The sequence below is a fragment of the Caballeronia sp. S22 genome, from assembly GCF_964261745.1.
GTDB classification, from domain to species: domain Bacteria; phylum Pseudomonadota; class Gammaproteobacteria; order Burkholderiales; family Burkholderiaceae; genus Caballeronia; species Caballeronia jiangsuensis.
This window is the reverse complement of the sequence record NZ_OZ180035.1, coordinates 3018103-3034866: the sequence shown is the minus strand read 5'-3', so window position 1 is coordinate 3034866 and position 16764 is coordinate 3018103. Positions and strand designations below refer to the sequence as shown.

The window sequence follows — 16764 nt, the reverse complement described above, 5'->3', positions numbered from 1 at the left end:
ATGCGACTACGAAGTTATTGATCGAGCACGAGCTTGATGTCGAGCGGCGGTTCGTTGCGCGAGAGATTCACGCGCTTCACGCCCGTCGCGGGCGCATCGGCGTAGGCCAGATAGTCGATCGTCCATCCGTCCTGCCTGATTTCCTTCGGACGGCCGTTGTTCGATTCCGGATCCAGCGTTGTCTGCGCGCGCGAACTCGGCGCGGCCGACGGCTGCAGCCAGTAGCGCAGGCCTTCGACTGGCAGCGCGAAACCGAGCGTGTTCTGCATCAGCAGGGAGACGTTGTCGGCGCTCACCGGCTGCCGGTTGGGCAATTCGAGCGTGGCGAGCGAGGGCGAGGACGTCACGATCGCCATCGTCTGGCCGAGCGGATTGCGCAACTGCAGCGTGACCGTATCGCCCGTTTCCTGCCAGTCGAAATTGCCGTACGCGTTGCGCTGCGTGCCGTTCTGATCGTTGTACTGCACGGCGAAGCGTCCGTGGTATTCACGGCTCGTCTGCGTCGCGAGCGAAGTGGATGCGTTCGTTGTCGTGGGGACGCGCGGCTGTAGCGCGCAACCCGACATCACCAGCGCGGCGGCTGCCGCGATGCCGAGCGCGCCGCGTCGAAGCGATGCGCCGGCGAGAAAATCGAATGCCATCAAAGGTCGTTTACCTGGAGTCGTTTTAGCGTTTTGACGAGCGTATCGTTGTCAGGTTCGAGCTTTTGCGCCTGCCGCCATGTCGCGCGCGCCTGATCCTGCTGCCCGGATTTCCATTGGACTTCGCCGAGATGCGCGCCGATTTCGGCATTCGGCTGCAGGTTGTACGCGTTCTTGAGAATCTTCTCCGCTTCGGCCGCATTGCCCTGACGGAAACGCGCCCAGCCGAGGCTGTCCATGATGAACGCGTCGTTCGGCGCGAGCGAAACCGCCTTCTCGATCAGTTTCACCGCTTCGTCGAGCCGCTGATTGCGATCGACGAGCGAATAGCCGAGCGCGTTGTAGGCCTGCGGATTGGTCGGCTGCGTGCGCATCAGGGTGCGCAACTGCGTCTCCATCACGTCGTAATGGCCGTTCTTTTCGGCGGCCATCGCGTAGTCGTAGACGAGATCGGGATCGTCGGGGAATGCGGCCACCGCCTTCGCGAGATTTTCCTCCGCTTCCTTGTAGCGATGCGCCTCGAAGAGAATGGCCGAATCGGTGCGCGCGAGCAGCGCGAGATCGCGCGGATCGGAGCTTTGCAGGCTGCCGAGCAGCGCACGCGCGTCGTCCACCTTGCCTTGCTTCGCGAGCAGTTGCGCGCGCGTGATCTGCGCCGGCAAATACTGCTGGCTCGTGCGCGGAATCTTGTCGAGCCACTGGCTCGCAGCCGCCTCGTCTTTTTGCTCGAGCGCCAGTTGCGCGAGATAGATGTACGCCTGGCCAGGGTCCGCGCCCGGCGTGCTTTCGGCCGTCTTCGCGTAGAGATTCAGAAAGTCCTGCGCCTTGTCGAATTGTTTCTTCTGAATGTTGATGAGCGCGAGCGCCATCAGCGGCGTCAGGTCCTTCGGGTCGTTCTTGCGCATGATCTCGAACTGCTTCTGCGCGTCGTCGAGCCTGTCGGAAGACAGGTACAACTGCGCGAGCGCGAGCCGTGCATCATGCGATTTCGGATTCTTGTCGAGATATTTCTCGAACGAAGCGATGCCTTCCTTGCGTTCTTCCGGACCCATGCGCGCGAGCGTCAGCGCGGCGGGCAGATAGTCCGGCTTGAGTTGCAGGGCTTTTTCGAGCGATGCCTTCGCGCCGGGCTGATCGTCCGCGATCAGTTGCTGGCGCGCGAGCGCGAGTTGCGCCTCGGGCCGGTTCTGATCGTTTTGCGTCAGATCCTTCAGCACGTTAAGCCCGCCGATGCGATTCGGTCCACGCGCGAGCAGGCTCTGCAACGAAATGATGGCTTCGCCGCGCTGATCGGGCGAGACCTTCGCGAGCTCGCGTTCGAGCGTGGGCTTCGCGTCTTCCGGCTTGCCGCTCACGATCAGAAGCGATGCGCTCAATTGCGCCGCGCGATCCGAATGCGGCGCGAACTGCTGCCAGAGTTGCGCCGACGTCAGCGCGTCGTTCGGGCTTTGCGCCGCGATCGCGATTTCGGTCGCGCGCTGCGCGAAACGCGGATCGTGCGTGTCACGGGCAAGCGAGAGATAGGTCTGGAATGCAGGCGCCGGCTGGCCGCGCTGTAGCGCGACTTCAGCCGCCAGCACCTGAAACACGATCTGACTGGACATTGCCACGTTCGGCAAATCCTGTGTCTCCGCGCCGCTGACCGGCGCGGTCAGCAGATCCGCGGCGTTTTGCGCGTCGGATTGATCGTCGGCGCTTGGAACGGGCGTCGCGTTCGGATCCTGAGCGTGCGCGGGGACGCACGCGAGCGCAGCCATCGCGAGCGCAATGGCGCCGGCGATGCGTGACATTGGCACGGCGAGCGAATGCGTCGAGCCGGCCAGACGCTTCGCAAACAGCTTCATGACGAACGAGTTCATGGAATTCCAGACGATGTTTCAGTCGATTGTAACGCGGTCGCTAAAATACCGGCACACTCGTCCCAGCAAGTCTCTCTCCAGAAAAATGCCCGAACTGCCGGAAGTCGAAGTCACCCGCCGGGGAATCGAACCGTATGTCGCCGGACGGCGCGTCGAGCACGTCGATGTCCGCACGCCCGCGCTGCGCTGGCCGATCCCGCAGCATCTTCCGAAGACGCTCGATCATCTGAAGATCGAGAAGGTCGAGCGGCGCGGCAAGTATCTGCTGTTCGAAACTGCCGAAGGATGGCTGATCGTTCATCTCGGCATGACGGGCACATTGCGCGTGTTGCGTCACGTGCCGAAGCCGCCCGAAGCGGCGAAGCACGATCACGTCGATATCGTGTTCGACGAATTCATCCTTCGTTTTCGCGATCCGCGCCGCTTCGGCGCGATCCTCTGGCATCCGCGCGCGGACGGCGACGTGCTCGATCATCCGCTGCTCGCGACGCTCGGCGTCGAGCCGTTTTCGCCGGAATTCTCCGGCGCGCTGCTGTTTCGCGCGACGCGCGGGCGCAAGGTGTCGGTGAAGCAGGCGCTGCTCGCGGGCGGGATCGTCGTGGGCGTGGGGAATATCTATGCGTCGGAGAGCCTTTTTCGCGCGGGCATCCGGCCGACGACCGCGGCGGGCCGAATCTCGCTCGTGCGCTACGATCTGCTGGCGGATGCGGTGCGCGTGACGCTCGCGGCCGCAATCGAGAAGGGCGGCAGCACGCTGCGCGATTTCGTCGGCAGCAACGGGGAGTCCGGCTACTTTCAGCTCGACTATTTCGTCTATGATCGCGCGGGCTTGCCGTGCCACGTCTGTGGAACGGCGATCAAACAAATCGTCCAGGGACAGCGCTCGACCTACTTCTGCCCGCGCTGCCAACGCTAATTTCCGATGCTCGCTCTCACCGATTTTTCGTCGCGCCTCATCGCGTGGCAACGCATTCACGGCCGCCACGAACTGCCGTGGCAGAACACGCGCGATGCGTATCGCATCTGGCTGTCGGAGATCATGCTGCAGCAGACGCAGGTTTCGACGGTCATCCCGTATTACGCGCGGTTCCTCGAACGCTTTCCGACGGTGACGGCGCTCGCCGACGCGCCCATCGACGACGTCATGGCGCGCTGGGCCGGGCTCGGCTACTACTCGCGCGCGCGCAATCTCCATCGCTGCGCGCAGGTCGTCGCGCACGAGCACGGCGGCGCGTTTCCGCAGACCGTCGATGCGCTCGCGATGCTGCCGGGCATCGGACGCTCGACGGCGGCGGCGATCGCGTCGTTCGCGTTTGGCGCGCGCGCGACGATTCTCGACGGCAACGTGAAGCGCGTGCTCGCGCGTGTCTTCGGCGTCGAGGGATTTCCGGGGGAAAAGCGCGTGGAGAATGCGATGTGGGCGCTCGCCGAATCGCTGCTGCCGGACGCGGCGAACAAGGACGAAGTGACCGCCTACACGCAAGGCCTGATGGACCTCGGCGCAACGCTGTGCGTGCGCGGCAAGCCGGATTGCGCGCGCTGTCCGTTCGCATCGGATTGTGTGGCGAAAGTCGAGGGACGCCAGCGCGAGCTCCCCGCCGCGCGTCCGAAGAAGGCCGTGCCGACGCGCAAGACATGGATGCTCATCCTGCAGTACGGCGATTCGATTCTTTTGCAAAAGCGTCCGTCGATGGGCATCTGGGGCGGGCTGTGGAGTCTGCCCGAGGCCGCGGACGAAGCCGCGCTGGCGGAAGTCGCGCGCGATCTCGGCGCCGACGAACAGCTTCAGCGTCTCGCGCCGCTCTCTCACACCTTCACGCACTTCAAGCTGGATATCGAGCCGCGTCTCGGCGAAGCGCGCAACGCGCCGCGCGAGTTGATGAGCGCGGAAAGCGTCTGGGCGCCGCTCGCGAAGATCGACGCCTACGGCGTGCCCGCACCCGTGCGCAAGCTGATCGACGCGCTGAGCGGCTCGCTCATCTAAAGCAGTTGATGATGCTGCATGTAGTGATGCACCACGTCGATACGCGCGCCGGCGTCCGTCAGTTCCATGAGCTTCTGGCGGGCGCGCATCGGGATCGGCAGGATTTCGGCGAGACGGTTGGATACCCAGGTGGGATCGTCGAATAGATATGGCTCGACGAACGGCAGGTTCTGCGGCTCACGCTCCCTGATCGTATCGATGATGCGCTCCAGCACTTCCGCGCACGCGCCGAACTTCGCGAGCGCTTCCACGCCGCGCAGCGGCTGATCGTCGCCCAGCAACTCCGCCGTGCCGACGAGCAGATTGCTCGGCTCCACACGATGATCCGTCAGCCTGAAGCGCTCGGTGCCGCGCGCCTGAACGAGCAAAAGGCCAAAGGTATCGACATCGCATTCCGAAATCTCGGCAAGACAGCCGATGTTCTCCGGCACCGACGGATCGCCCGGCGACGCGACCTCGTGCCCGCTCTTCAGCAGGCACACGCCGAACGGCGTTTTCTCGCGCAGACACTCGCGCGCCATGTCGAGATAGCGTGCTTCGAAAATCTTGAGCGGCAGCAGGCCGCCGGGAAACAGCACGGTGTGAAGCGGAAACAGCGGCAAGTCAGCCAGAATGGGATTCGAAGACATCGCGCCCCTCCAGGGTGGACCGCCGGCGCGGCGATCGGGTTCGCGTGTGAGGCGCGCTGTCACCCAGCCGGGATGGGCGCGTCACGATGCCGCACGATCACGTTTGCCGTCTCGCAAAAGCGCGCGGCGAGCGCCTCCGCGATGAACACCGAGCGATGCTGCCCGCCCGTGCAGCCGATCGCGACGGTGAGATAGCTGCGGTTGTCGTCGCGAAAACGCGGCAGCCATTTGCCGACGAAAGCGCCAATGTCGTCGATCATCTCGCCCACGAGCGGCTGCGCGGAAAGGAAATCGATGATCGGCTTGTCGAGGCCCGTGAACGGGCGCAACTCGCGGTCGTAATACGGGTTGGGCAACGTGCGCACGTCGAACACGAGATCGGCGTCGAGCGGCACGCCGCGCTTGAAACCGAACGATTCGAACATCAGCGTGAGATCGGCGGCGTCCGTCTCGACGAAGCGCTTGACCCATGCGCGCAGCACGTTCGCGCGCAGGTTGCTCGTGTCGATCTGATGGCCGTACTCGGCGAGGCCCGCGACCAGTTCGCGCTCACGCTCGATCGCCTCGGCAAGCGAGTTCAGCACGCCGACATCGGCTTCGCGCATCGGCGGGCCGGACAGCGGGTGACGCCGGCGTGTCTCGGAGAAGCGCTGAATCAGCGACTGCGTGCTCGCGTTGAGGAACAGCACGCGCAGGTCGTAATCGTCCGAAAGCTTGCGGATGATGGCAGGTACGTCGTCGAGCGAGTGGCTCGAACGCGCGTCGATGGCGACGGCGAGACGCGTCTGGCCTTCTTTCGCCAGATAGCCGGCGAGTTCGGGAAGAAAGCGCGGCGGCAGGTTGTCGACGCAATAATATCCGCCGTCTTCCAGGGCGTTCAGCGCAACGGACTTGCCGGAACCGGAAATGCCGGTGATCAGGATGATACGCATGGGTCTCGAGGGATTCGCTTTCTCTTAGCTTAGCACCTGCGCCCGATTCGTTTCGGCACGCGCGACGTTCCGCGGTCAGATCAGCTTGCCGGGAAACTGGCTGTCGGGGTCCTGCATCGCGAGGCGCTGACGGTCCATGAAGTCGCGCAAGGTATCGATGCCGCGCAGTTGCAGGATCGTGTTGCGCACCGCCGCCTCGACCAGCACGGCGAGGTTGCGGCCCGCAGCTACTTGAATCGTCACCTTGCTGATCGGCAGGCCGAGAACATCGACGGTCTGGCTTTCGAGCGGCAGGCGCTGGAATTCGCCATCCGGCCGGCGCACGAGCTGCACGATCAGTTTGAGCTTCATCTTCCGGCGCACGGCGGTTTCACCGAAGATCGTCTTGATGTCGAGAAGGCCCAGGCCGCGCACTTCGAGCAGGTTCTGCAAGAGAGGCGGGCAGCGCCCTTCGACGAAATCGGGGCCGAGGCGCACGAAATCGACGGCGTCATCCGCCACGAGACCGTGGCCGCGGCTGATGAGTTCCAGCCCGAGCTCGCTCTTGCCGAGACCGGAGTCGCCGGTGAGCAGCACGCCCATGCCGAGGATGTCGATGAACACGCCATGCAGCGTCGCGCGCGGCGCGAGAATGCGCGACATGTACGCGCGCAGGCTGTCGATCACGGCCGCCGCGGACATGCGCGTCGTGAAAAGCGGCGTCGACGAACGCGTGCAGCGCAGAACGAGTTCCGGCGGCGCGCCGACTTCGCCCGCGACGACGAGAAACGGCGGTTCGAGCGCGATCAGTTCGGCCATATGGCGCGAACGGTCTTCGTCGGACTGGCGCTGGTAGTAGTTGATCTCGGCGTCGCCGAGCACCTGGATACGGTTCGGGTGAATCAGGTTCAGGTGGCCGACGAGATCGGCACTCGACGTCGCGTTTGCGACCGTCTCGCTCGAAAAGCCGCGTTCCCAGCCTTCGTGCCCGGTGAGCCAACTGAGCTTCAGAGCGGCGGCGTTGTCGTCAAAAATGCTTTGAGCGTTGATGCTGGACGTATCCATGAGACCGGAACTCCGTTGGAAGCCGGGAGCAGCCTTTGCGTAACGACGAAGCGGGTCGCTTCAGTACGCCGCATGGCGCCGCGTTTGACCGATTGTGCCCCAGAAGCTTCACGTAAGCGAGGCGCGCCCGGCGCGAAAGCTGCACGGACGCGCCTCGGACGCGTATCGCTAGATTCGGGTGGCTGTTACGGTTGCCATTGCGTGAGCACTTGATAAAGCGCCTCACGATTTTCTTCCTTGTGCAGGCGCTCGCGCGCCTCGCTGTCGGAGAGCAGTTGCGCGATCTCCGAGAGAATTTCAAGATGCTGCTGCGTTGCCTGCTCGGGCACGAGCAGGAAGATGAGCAGAGAGACCGGCTGGCCGTCGGGCGATTCGAACGCGACGGGTTCGGCGAGGCGCACGAAGGCGGCGAGCGGTTGCTTCAGCCCCTTGATGCGGCCGTGCGGGATCGCGACGCCTTCGCCGAGGCCGGTCGAGCCGAGACGCTCACGCGCGAAGAGATTGTCGGTGACGGTACTGCGTGCGATGCCGTTCTGGTTCTCGAAAATCAGGCCCGCTTGCTCGAATACGCGTTTCTTGCTGGTAACGGACAATCCGAGAACCACGTTCTCGAGGGGAAGAAATTTGGCTAAACGATTCATGTTGGCAGGCTGATGCGTGGCCTGATAGCTCCTCATCGTGGCCGCTGTCTGAAAGCGCTCACGGCGATGGTGATACGGAAAGTGCGCTGGCGGCGTTCCCTGCAGCGTGCCTGTCGTGCGACCCCGAAAATAACCGGATCATTATAGAACAGGGTACTGCCCGATGGTGCGCCGCGCAATTGCACCGATTTGCGATCCAATGTGCAGGATAAAGCCCTGAAAATCAATGTCTTGCGGCTCTCTACGGCGAAAATCCAACAAAAAAGCCGCCAGTCGGGGGCGGCTTCGGTTTGGTGCATGCCCGGAACGATCGTTTCCGGATTGTCGAGGACTTCCTCGAATCATGCCCGCCGTCCTGGGGCGGCGGGTGTCGCTGTCATCCGCGGATCAACCGGCGAGCGTGCGTGCGCTCAGGGCGACGGTGCTTCCAGTTCCTGCGGCTCGCCACGGTACTTTACCGACTCGTGGGCGTGGCCTTGAATCTTGTCCTTGTGCTTGATGACCTGCCGATCCAGCTTGTCGACCATCAGATCGATGGCGGCGTACATATCAGCGTCACAACTCTCGATAAAAATGTCCTTGCCCTTCAGATGCAGGTTGATTTCCGCCTTCTGCCTCTTTTCCTTTTCCCTATGATTGTCGACCGAGAGGACAACGTTGCCGTCGATCACTTGATCGAAATGACGGAGCACCCTGTCCAGTTTCGTGATCACGTACTCGCGCAACGCAGGCGTCAATTCGAGGTGGTGTCCACTGATCTTCAGATTCATAGTTGCTCTCCAAGCTAATGGCCGTGAGATCACGTCGGCTCGTCCGAAACCGGGCGGCGATGCGTCCCGTCAGCGCGTCATCCTGGCGCGACTGAAAAACGGGATGCATCGGCCGGCACGTCCGCGCTCTCGCGATGCGGCCGGTAAACGCCCATCACAACACGCGATGGACTACAGAGACGGGTCATAGAGACTTGCGCAGATTCACTGCCGGGATCTTGAGGGCTTCGCGGTACTTGGCGACGGTGCGCCGCGCGACCACGAATCCTTGTTCCGCCAGCAGTTCGGCGATGCGGCTGTCTGAAAGAGGAGTTTTGGGGTCTTCCGCTCCTATCAGTTGCTTGATGAGGGCCCGGATCGCCGTTGACGATGCCGCGCCTCCTGTGTCGGTCGAAACGTGCGATCCAAAGAAGTACTTAAATTCAAGCGTCCCGAATGGGGTGAGCATGTACTTGCCTGTGGTCACACGAGAAACCGTCGATTCGTGTAATCCCAGCGTATCAGCAATCTCCCGCAAAACCAAGGGCCGCATGGCGATTTCGCCATGTGCAAAAAAGTTCTTCTGACGCTCCACGATCGCCTGCGCGACACGCAGAATCGTCTCAAACCTCTGCTGAATATTCTTGATGAGCCAGCGCGCTTCCTGGAGTTGCTGACGCAGCGAGCCGCTGCCCGGATCGCCGCGATTGTTGCGCAGGATGTTCGCGTACAGATGGTTGATGCGCAGCTTCGGCACGATCTCCGGATTCAGCTCCGCCGTCCATCCGCTCGCCGCCTTTCGCACGAGAATATCCGGCACGACATAGTCCGCTTCGCTCTTGCCGTACGCGGCGCCGGGGAAAGGCTCCAGCGATCTGATCAGCACATGCGCGTCGCGCAGCGCGTCGTCGTTGGCCTTCAGTTGCTTGCGCAGACGCGTGAAGTCGCGCGCCGCGAGCAGTTCCAGATGATTCGTGACGATATCGAGCGCGAGCGTGCGCGTGGGCGAGCCGTCGAGCCGCAGCAACTGCAGCTTCAGGCATTCCGATGCCGAACGTCCGCCCACGCCGGGCGGATCGAAGCTTTGCAGCAGGGCGAGCGCCGCGCTCAACTCGTCGAGATCGACTTCGAGCTCTTCGGGAAGATCGGTCTGAACTTCATCGAGCGATGATGTCAGATACCCGTCCTCGTCCAGCGATTCGATCAGAAACGTGACGAGCGCACGATCGCGCTGATTCGCCGCGGTCATGCGCAACTGCGAGGTCAGATGGTCGCGCAGCGTCGTGGTCGATTCGTGGATTTGCAGCGGCGGGAGATCGTCGTCGTCGGACGCGTTGTTCGAACGGCCGTAGTCCTCGAGGTTCCACGAACTGGAATCCTGAGCGCTGTCCGAACCCATCCCGTTGTATTCGTCGACGCCTTGCGGTTCGCTATTTTCCGAACGTTCGGAACTGGAACTGCTCGATGACGAGCCGTTGCTCATCATCGAATCGGGCGGCGTGCTCGGCGTGTTCGGCGCCGCTATCAGCGAGCCGTCCGCGGCGACGCGCAGCGGGCTCGTGATCCAGTCGTCGTCATTCTCGAGCAGCGGATTCTGAGCGACGGCCATCGCGACTTCCTGCTGCAGTTCGAGCGTCGACAACTGCAGCAGCCGGATGGACTGCTGAAGTTGCGGGGTCAGCGCAAGATGCTGCGAGAGGCGAAGTTGGAGGCTGGCTTTCATGGCAAGGTTTTATTTCATTGTAGAGAGTTTGCCACGCGCGCGAAACCTCGCGGGGATTCCAAAAAAGCGCATGCCGCCCGAAGGGGCGGCACGTAAGTTTTGCTGCTGTCGCATGATGCGGCGCACGATACTCGCCGTTTTTGCGAGCGTGTTTCACATGCGGAAATGCTCGCCGAGATAGACGCGGCGCACGCTCTCGTTTTCGATAATTTCGCCCGGCGCGCCTGCCGCGAGCACGCTGCCGTCGCTGATGATGTACGCGTGATCGCAGATGCCGAGCGTCTCGCGCACGTTGTGATCGGTGATCAAAACGCCGATGTTGCGCTGCTTCAGAAACTTCACGATCTTCTGAATTTCCAGCACGGCGATCGGATCGACGCCCGCGAACGGTTCGTCGAGCAGAATGAAGCTCGGATTGGTCGCGAGCGCGCGTGCAATCTCGACGCGACGGCGCTCGCCGCCCGACAATGACAGCGCCGGATTCTCGCGCAGATGCGCGATCTGCAACTCGTCGAGCAAGGCTTCTGCGCGCTGTGTTATGGCGTCTTTTGACAGGCGTTTGCCCGCTTCGTCGCTCTGCAGTTCGAGCACCGCGCGAATGTTCTGCTCGACGGTGAGCTTGCGAAACACCGAGGCTTCCTGCGGCAGATACGACAAGCCGAGGTGCGCGCGCTGATGGATCGGCAAAAGGCTGATCGAGTTGCCGTCGAGGTCGATTTCTCCGGCATCGAGCGGCACGAGACCGACGATCATATAGAACGACGTGGTCTTCCCCGCGCCGTTCGGTCCGAGCAGGCCGACCACCTCGCCGCTCTTTACATCGAGCGAAACGTCCTTCACCACGGTGCGCGACCCGTATCGCTTCTTCAGATTGCGGACGACGAGCGAACTCGATTGGCCTTCCGGCTTGCGGTGGGGCATGGAGGTCGAATTCACTGCTGCGGGTTTCCTTGAATGGTGTTCGACGGAGAAAGCGTGGCCGGCGATCCGTTCAGCGGCGCGGCGCCGCCCGAGCGCGGCGCGAGCATTGCGCGCACCCGACCGTTCGGATTACCGGGACCGGCCTGGTCCTTGCCCGCGGTCGCCGTATAGAAGTCCTTCTGGCCGTCGTAGGTGATCACGCTGCCGTGCACTTCGTCCTGAACTTTGGTCAGGCCTTGCAGGCGGCGCACGACAGCGCGTGTCGTGAGCTTCGTGAAGTCGTTCTTGCCGTCGTAGTCGATGCGGACCGCGTTGCCGTCGATGTACTCGTCGAGGCCGTCACGCTTCTGGCGGAAGTACGAGAGGTTGTTGCCGCTCGACGTGCCGGTCGCGTACTGATAGCCCTGCGGATCCTGCGTGACTTCCACGCGGTCCGCCTTGATGACGATCGTGCCTTTGGTTGCGACGACGTGGCCGGTGAAGATGTTCTTCTGGCCGAGATCGTCGTAGGACATGTTGTCCGCTTCGATGTTGAGCGGTTTGTCGCGGTCGGCCTTTTCGGCGTGCGCGGGCAGCGCGGCCAGCGCGGCGGCGATGGTCAGCGCGGCGGCGAGCCCGGCCCGCGAGGCGTGCACGGCGCGGCGCGCGGGCGTTGCGCGCGCATGGCCGCCATCGGGACGAGGGTACCTTTCGTTCATGCAGTCACAATTCGGATGGGAGTGCCGGGATTACTTGGACGAGCCGCCGTTGATATCCGTGGCGGCGATTGCACCGCGCACGTTACCGAAGAGCTTCATTACCCGGGTCACGTTGTTGTAGTTCATGCCAGAGGCGGTCATCACGGACGGGCCGCGCTGAAGTCTAACCGGTTTTTCCGTTTCGATGACATCGTCGTTCACTAGCACGCGAAAATGCTGCGAATCGGCCTGCATCTGCGGATCTCCGTAGCCGGCCGCGCGCACGATGCGCGCGTCGTCGTAAAGATCGACGATCGAGACGTCGCCGTTGACCGTGCCGCGCAGGGCCGTCGCCGTGACGGTCGGCTTCAGCGGCTGGAACATGCGCATTGCGGGCAGCGTGAGGTCGCTGTTCTCGTCGTCTTCGTAATGCACCATCGATTTCGCCGTCAGACGATATTGCGTCGTGCCGGTGGCGTCGAGCTCGGAAACGGAAAAGTTGTTGGCGAAGTAGTCGGGCGTGTGGCGCTTCTCCGGTGCGGGCGCCTGCTGCGCGGGAGGCAGCGTGGCTTGCAGCAGCCAGTAGGTGATGCCGGCCAGCGCCGCCATCGCGACGAGCGGCAGGAGCGAGGCGAGCTTTCCGGGGCGTTGCATGGGCTTCAGCCTCCGAGCGCCGCGGCGAGCAGTTCGTCGTAGCGATGTTGCGCGCGCAGGATCGCGTCGCAGACTTCGCGCACGGCACCGTGTCCGCCGCGCGCTTCCGCGACCCAGTGCACGCGCTGGATCACTTCGGGATGCGCGTTCGCGGGCGCGGCCGCGAAGCCGCAGCGGCGCATGACCGCGAGGTCGGGCCAGTCGTCGCCCATATAGCCGCATTCGTCGGTGGCGATGCCGGTCGTATCGAGCAGTTCGGCGAGCGCGACGGTTTTGTCGGCGACGCCCTGATAGAGATGCGTGATGCCCAGTTCGCGCGCACGCGCCGCGACGATGCCCGACTGCCGGCCCGTGATGATGGCCGTCTGCACGCCGACGGACTGCAGCATCTTCACGCCGTGGCCGTCGAGCGAATTGAACGACTTCATCGCGTCGCCGTCGGCGGTGAAGAAGAGGCTGCCGTCGGTGAAAACGCCGTCGACGTCGAATACCATCAACTTGAGGCGGCTCGCGCGTTCGGCGGCGGTGAGAGGCTTCTGCGCCATCAGATTACCTTCTTGGAGAAGAGGTCGTGCATGTTCAGTGCGCCGATCAAAGTCGCATCGGCGTCCACGACCAGCATCTGATTGATGCGATAGCGCTCCATCAGTTCCACGGCTTCGACCGCGAGATGATCCGGCGCGATCGTGCGCGGATTGCGCGTCATGACATCGGCGAGCTTCAGCGCGCGGAAATCGCCGTCGCGCTGCAGGATGCGGCGCAGGTCGCCGTCGGTGAAAATACCGTGGACGTGACGGTTTGCGTCGATGACCGCCGTCATGCCCATGCGCTTGTCGGTGATCTGGAAGAGCGCGTCCGAAACAGTCGCGTCGAGCGATACGACCGGCACTTCGTCGCCCACGCGCATGACGTCGCGCACGTAGGTGAGAAGACGTCGCCCGAGCGCGCCCCCCGGATGCGAGCGCGCGAAGTCGTCGGGACCGAAGCCGCGCGCATCGAGCACGGCGACGGCGAGCGCGTCGCCGAGCGCCATCGCGGCGGTCGTGCTGGCCGTGGGCGCGAGATTCATCGGGCACGCTTCCTTTTCGACGCGCGCGTTGAGGTGCATGTCGGCCAATTGCGCGAGACTCGATTCGGGACGGCCGGTGATCGCGATCAGCTTCGCCCCGAGCCGCTTGATGAGCGGCAGAATGGCAACAAGCTCCTCGGTTTCGCCCGAATTGGACAGCGCGATGAAGATGTCGTCGGCGGTGACCATGCCGAGGTCGCCGTGGCTCGCTTCGGCGGGATGCACGAAGAACGCGGGCGTGCCGGTGCTCGCGAGCGTCGCGGCGAATTTGCGCGCGACATGGCCCGACTTGCCGATGCCCGATACGACCACGCGGCCGCGACAGGCGAGCAGCGTTTCGACCGCGCTCGTGAAGTTTTCGTCGAGAAGTTCGGAAAGCCCGCGAACGGCGTCGGCTTCGATCTGGATTACGTTGCGAGCCAGCGCCAGTGCCCGGTCGCCATTGATTTTCGCTATCATGCGCGGAGTATAGCAAAGGCGTTTCTGAGCCGCCCCGCCGGGAGCGCGGCGCGCCGCCGCCTATCCGCCCCCGCAAGCCCTGTCGTCAGGGGCCTTTTTAAGATGCCGGAGCGCCAGAAACACGCGCCTCGGAACACTGACGAACGAGGACGCTAGCCGGATGACCTCTCCGCTCGAAATGACGCTGTTGCTGCTGCTCTGCTCCGTGGCAGGCGTCGTCGTATTTCGCTATTTCAACCTGCCGCCGATGCTCGGCTATCTGACGGTCGGCATCATCGTGGGACCGCATGCAGCGGGCATCGCGCCGGATTCTGACCGCGCGCAGCATCTCGCCGAATTCGGCGTCGTCTTCCTGATGTTCTCCATCGGGCTCGAATTTTCGCTCTCCAAACTGCGCTCGATGCGGCGCATCGTGTTCGGCCTCGGCGCGAGTCAGGTTGCGGCGACGATCGCGCTCGCGCTGATCTTCGGCTGGATCGCCAATTTCTGGATGGAGATGTCGTGGCAGGCGAGCTTCGCGCTCGGCGGCGCGATGTCCATGTCCTCCACCGCCATTGTCAGCAAGCTGCTCGCGGAGCGGCTCGAACTCGAATCGGAGCATGGCCGCAACATCTTCGGCGTGCTGCTGTTCCAGGATCTGGCGGTCGTGCCGCTGCTCATCATCATCGCGGCGTTCGGCAACGGCAATTCGTCGCAGCTCGCGATGTGGCTCGGCATCGCGGCGGTGAAGATCGTCGTCGCGTTGACGGTCCTGCTGTTCATCGGCCAGAAGTTCATGACGCGCTGGTTCGATCTCGTCGCGCGGCGCCGCTCGCAAGAGTTGTTCATGCTGAACCTGCTGCTGGTGACGCTGGGCGCGGCGTTCATCACCGACAAGTTCGGCCTGTCGCTCGCGCTCGGCGCGTTCATCGCGGGCATGCTGATCGCCGAGACGCCGTATCGGCATCAGGTGGAAGAAGACATCAAGCCGTTTCGCGACGTGCTGCTCGGTCTCTTCTTCGTGACCACCGGCATGCTGCTGAATCCGCGCGTGATCTGGGAACATCCGCTGCTCGTGCTCGGCTTTTTCGTCGTGCCGATCCTGCTCAAGGCCGTGATGATCACCGGTCTCGCGCGTGCGTTCGGCGCGGCGCCGGGCGTCGCGATGCGCACGGGCCTCGGGCTTGCGCAGGCAGGCGAATTCGGTTTCGTGCTGCTGAACCTGATCCTCGATTCGCATCTCGTCAACTCGACCATCCTGCAGGCGATTCTCTCCGCGATGCTGCTCTCGATGCTCGCCGCGCCGTTCATCATCCAGAACGCGGACCGGATTGTGCTGCGGCTGTCGTCGACGGAATGGATGCTGCAGTCGCTGCAGATGACGAAGATCGCAACGCAAAGCCTCAAGCAGAGCGGCCACGTGATCATCTGCGGTTACGGCCGCGCGGGGCAGAACCTCGCGCGCATGCTGGAGCAGGAAGGCATTTCCTACGTCGCGCTGGATCTGGACCCGGACCGCGTCGCGGCAGCCGCGGCGGCGGGCGAATCGGTCGTGTTCGGCGATGCCGGGCGGCGCGAGTCGCTGCTCGCGGCGGGGCTGCATCGCGCGGCGACCGTCGCGATCACCTACGCGAACACGCCGTCGGCGCTGCGCGTGCTGCACAACATCCACGAACTCGCGCCGACCTTGCCCGTGATCGTGCGCACGGTCGACGACGCCGATCTCGAAAAGCTCACCGCCGCCGGCGCGACGGAAGTGATTCCGGAGATCGTCGAAGGCAGTCTGATGCTCGCGTCGCACACGCTCGTGCTGATGGGCGTGCCGATGCGGCGCGTCGTGCGGCGCGTCGAGGAAATGCGCGACGCGCGCTACAGCCTCCTGCGCGGCTACTTCCACGGCGCCGACGATGTCGACGACGACGATGGCCACGAGCAGGTGCGGCTACAATCCGTACCCATCGACGCAAATTCCGAAGCCGTCGGGCATTCGCTCGACGATCTCGGGCTCGTCGGCAATGGAGTCGAGGTGACCGCGATCCGGCGCCACGGCATCCGGGGCGTCGAACCCGACCCCGAAACCAAGCTGCGCGCGAACGATATCGTCGTGCTGCGCGGCCTGCCCGAAGTGCTTGCGCAAGCCGAGGAACGGCTCTCGCGCAACCGCCGGGCGGCGTAGTCATCCTCTTTTGTCACCAAGGCGAACGCGCGGCCTCACAGCGCGGACTCCGGAGAAGTCATGTCCATTTCCCCTTCGAACGCCCAGCTCGACGCCGCGCGTTTCATCAAGGAGCGCGTGCGCACCGTCGAAAACTGGCCGCAGCCCGGCGTGCAGTTTCGCGACATCACGACGATCCTGCAAGACCGACGCGCGCTGCGCATGCTGATCGATCTGTTCGTGCAGCGCTATATCGACGAGAACGTCAACGTGATCGCCGGCATGGATGCGCGCGGCTTCATCATCGGGCCGATTCTCGCGTACGAGCTGAGTCTCGGCTTTGTACCGATCCGCAAGAAGGGCAAGCTGCCATACAAGACGCTCTCGCAGTCGTACGACCTGGAGTACGGCAGCGCGACCGTCGAGATTCACGAGGATGCGTGCAAGCCGGGCGATCGCGTGGTGATCGTCGATGATCTGGTCGCGACAGGCGGCACGATGATGGCCGGCAAGATCCTGCTGGAGCGGCTCGGCGCGGAAGTGGTGGAAGCGGCCGCGATTATCGATCTGCCCGATCTCGGCGGCTCGAAACTGCTGCGCGCGAACGGCGTGCCGCTTTATACGGTGTGCGAATTCGGCGGACATTGA

18 protein-coding genes are annotated in these 16764 nt (G+C 63.6%); 4 read left to right on the top strand and 14 right to left on the bottom strand.

What is annotated here, in order from left to right; genetic code table 11:
- Nucleotides 1-14: 14 nt before the first annotated feature.
- Both lolB and ACEN42_RS14190 read right to left on the bottom strand, forming a co-directional pair.
- The gene (gene lolB, locus ACEN42_RS14195; RefSeq protein WP_187607430.1) at nt 15-641 is read right to left on the bottom strand and encodes a lipoprotein insertase outer membrane protein LolB; all 627 of its coding nucleotides are present in this window, start codon (nt 639-641) and stop codon (nt 15-17) included.
- Nucleotides 641-2500 carry a tetratricopeptide repeat protein gene (locus ACEN42_RS14190; RefSeq protein ID WP_238209676.1) on the bottom strand — a complete coding sequence of 620 codons (1860 nt, stop codon included), beginning with the start codon at nt 2498-2500 and terminating at the stop codon, nt 641-643. The genes lolB and ACEN42_RS14190 overlap by 1 nt, the downstream gene beginning before the upstream one ends.
- 85 nt (nt 2501-2585) lie before the next feature.
- Here ACEN42_RS14190 and mutM point away from each other — a divergent pair, with 85 nt between their 5' ends.
- Both mutM and mutY read left to right on the top strand, forming a co-directional pair.
- Nucleotides 2586-3416, top strand: coding sequence for a bifunctional DNA-formamidopyrimidine glycosylase/DNA-(apurinic or apyrimidinic site) lyase (gene mutM / locus ACEN42_RS14185; RefSeq protein WP_250482994.1), 831 nt, complete (start codon nt 2586-2588; stop codon nt 3414-3416).
- Nucleotides 3417-3422: 6 nt separating this feature from the next.
- Nucleotides 3423-4484 (top strand): A/G-specific adenine glycosylase, encoded by a 1062-nt coding sequence (mutY, locus tag ACEN42_RS14180; protein ID WP_371880257.1) that lies wholly within the window; start codon nt 3423-3425, stop codon nt 4482-4484.
- On the opposite strand, the gene ACEN42_RS14175 is transcribed toward mutY, so the two are convergent.
- The 12 genes from ACEN42_RS14175 to kdsD all read right to left on the bottom strand — a co-directional run bounded on the left by ACEN42_RS14175 (nt 4481) and on the right by kdsD (nt 13982).
- A complete protein-coding gene (locus ACEN42_RS14175; RefSeq protein WP_187607432.1) occupies nt 4481-5113 on the bottom strand; it encodes an LON peptidase substrate-binding domain-containing protein in 633 nt (210 codons plus the stop codon). The two genes, mutY and ACEN42_RS14175, sit on opposite strands and share 4 nt — an antisense overlap.
- A gap of 59 nt (nt 5114-5172) precedes the next feature.
- On the bottom strand, nt 5173-6045 hold the full coding sequence (rapZ, locus tag ACEN42_RS14170) for an RNase adapter RapZ (RefSeq protein ID WP_187607433.1): 873 nt from the start codon (nt 6043-6045) through the stop codon (nt 5173-5175).
- 75 nt (nt 6046-6120) lie between these two features.
- Nucleotides 6121-7089 (bottom strand): HPr(Ser) kinase/phosphatase, encoded by a 969-nt coding sequence (hprK, locus tag ACEN42_RS14165; RefSeq protein ID WP_008351692.1) that lies wholly within the window; start codon nt 7087-7089, stop codon nt 6121-6123.
- Nucleotides 7090-7274: 185 nt separating this feature from the next.
- Nucleotides 7275-7730, bottom strand: coding sequence for a PTS IIA-like nitrogen regulatory protein PtsN (gene ptsN, locus ACEN42_RS14160; RefSeq protein WP_187607434.1), 456 nt, complete (start codon nt 7728-7730; stop codon nt 7275-7277).
- Between the two features lie 32 nt (nt 7731-7762).
- Nucleotides 7763-8029 (bottom strand): hypothetical protein, encoded by a 267-nt coding sequence (locus ACEN42_RS14155; RefSeq protein WP_187607435.1) that lies wholly within the window; start codon nt 8027-8029, stop codon nt 7763-7765.
- 111 nt (nt 8030-8140) lie between these two features.
- Nucleotides 8141-8500, bottom strand: coding sequence for a ribosome hibernation-promoting factor, HPF/YfiA family (gene hpf / locus ACEN42_RS14150; RefSeq protein WP_014190335.1), 360 nt, complete (start codon nt 8498-8500; stop codon nt 8141-8143).
- A gap of 184 nt (nt 8501-8684) precedes the next feature.
- Complete coding sequence (locus ACEN42_RS14145) at nt 8685-10202, bottom strand: RNA polymerase factor sigma-54 (protein WP_187607436.1); 1518 nt, start codon at nt 10200-10202, stop codon at nt 8685-8687.
- 153 nt (nt 10203-10355) lie between these two features.
- Entirely contained in the window at nt 10356-11123 is a 768-nt protein-coding gene (gene lptB, locus ACEN42_RS14140; protein WP_187607615.1) for an LPS export ABC transporter ATP-binding protein, read from the bottom strand.
- Between the two features lie 11 nt (nt 11124-11134).
- On the bottom strand, nt 11135-11821 hold the full coding sequence (lptA, locus tag ACEN42_RS14135) for a lipopolysaccharide transport periplasmic protein LptA (protein ID WP_187607437.1): 687 nt from the start codon (nt 11819-11821) through the stop codon (nt 11135-11137).
- Nucleotides 11822-11851: 30 nt separating this feature from the next.
- Nucleotides 11852-12454 (bottom strand): LPS export ABC transporter periplasmic protein LptC, encoded by a 603-nt coding sequence (lptC, locus tag ACEN42_RS14130; protein WP_187607438.1) that lies wholly within the window; start codon nt 12452-12454, stop codon nt 11852-11854.
- Between the two features lie 5 nt (nt 12455-12459).
- Entirely contained in the window at nt 12460-12999 is a 540-nt protein-coding gene (locus ACEN42_RS14125) for a KdsC family phosphatase (RefSeq protein ID WP_371880256.1), read from the bottom strand.
- Complete coding sequence (kdsD, locus tag ACEN42_RS14120; protein WP_238285248.1) at nt 12999-13982, bottom strand: arabinose 5-phosphate isomerase KdsD; 984 nt, start codon at nt 13980-13982, stop codon at nt 12999-13001. Before kdsD ends, ACEN42_RS14125 begins: the two co-directional genes overlap by 1 nt.
- A gap of 160 nt (nt 13983-14142) precedes the next feature.
- Here kdsD and ACEN42_RS14115 point away from each other — a divergent pair, with 160 nt between their 5' ends.
- A complete protein-coding gene (locus tag ACEN42_RS14115) occupies nt 14143-16137 on the top strand; it encodes a monovalent cation:proton antiporter family protein (RefSeq protein ID WP_035497599.1) in 1995 nt (664 codons plus the stop codon).
- 60 nt (nt 16138-16197) lie between these two features.
- Entirely contained in the window at nt 16198-16764 is a 567-nt protein-coding gene (locus ACEN42_RS14110; RefSeq protein WP_371880255.1) for an adenine phosphoribosyltransferase, read from the top strand.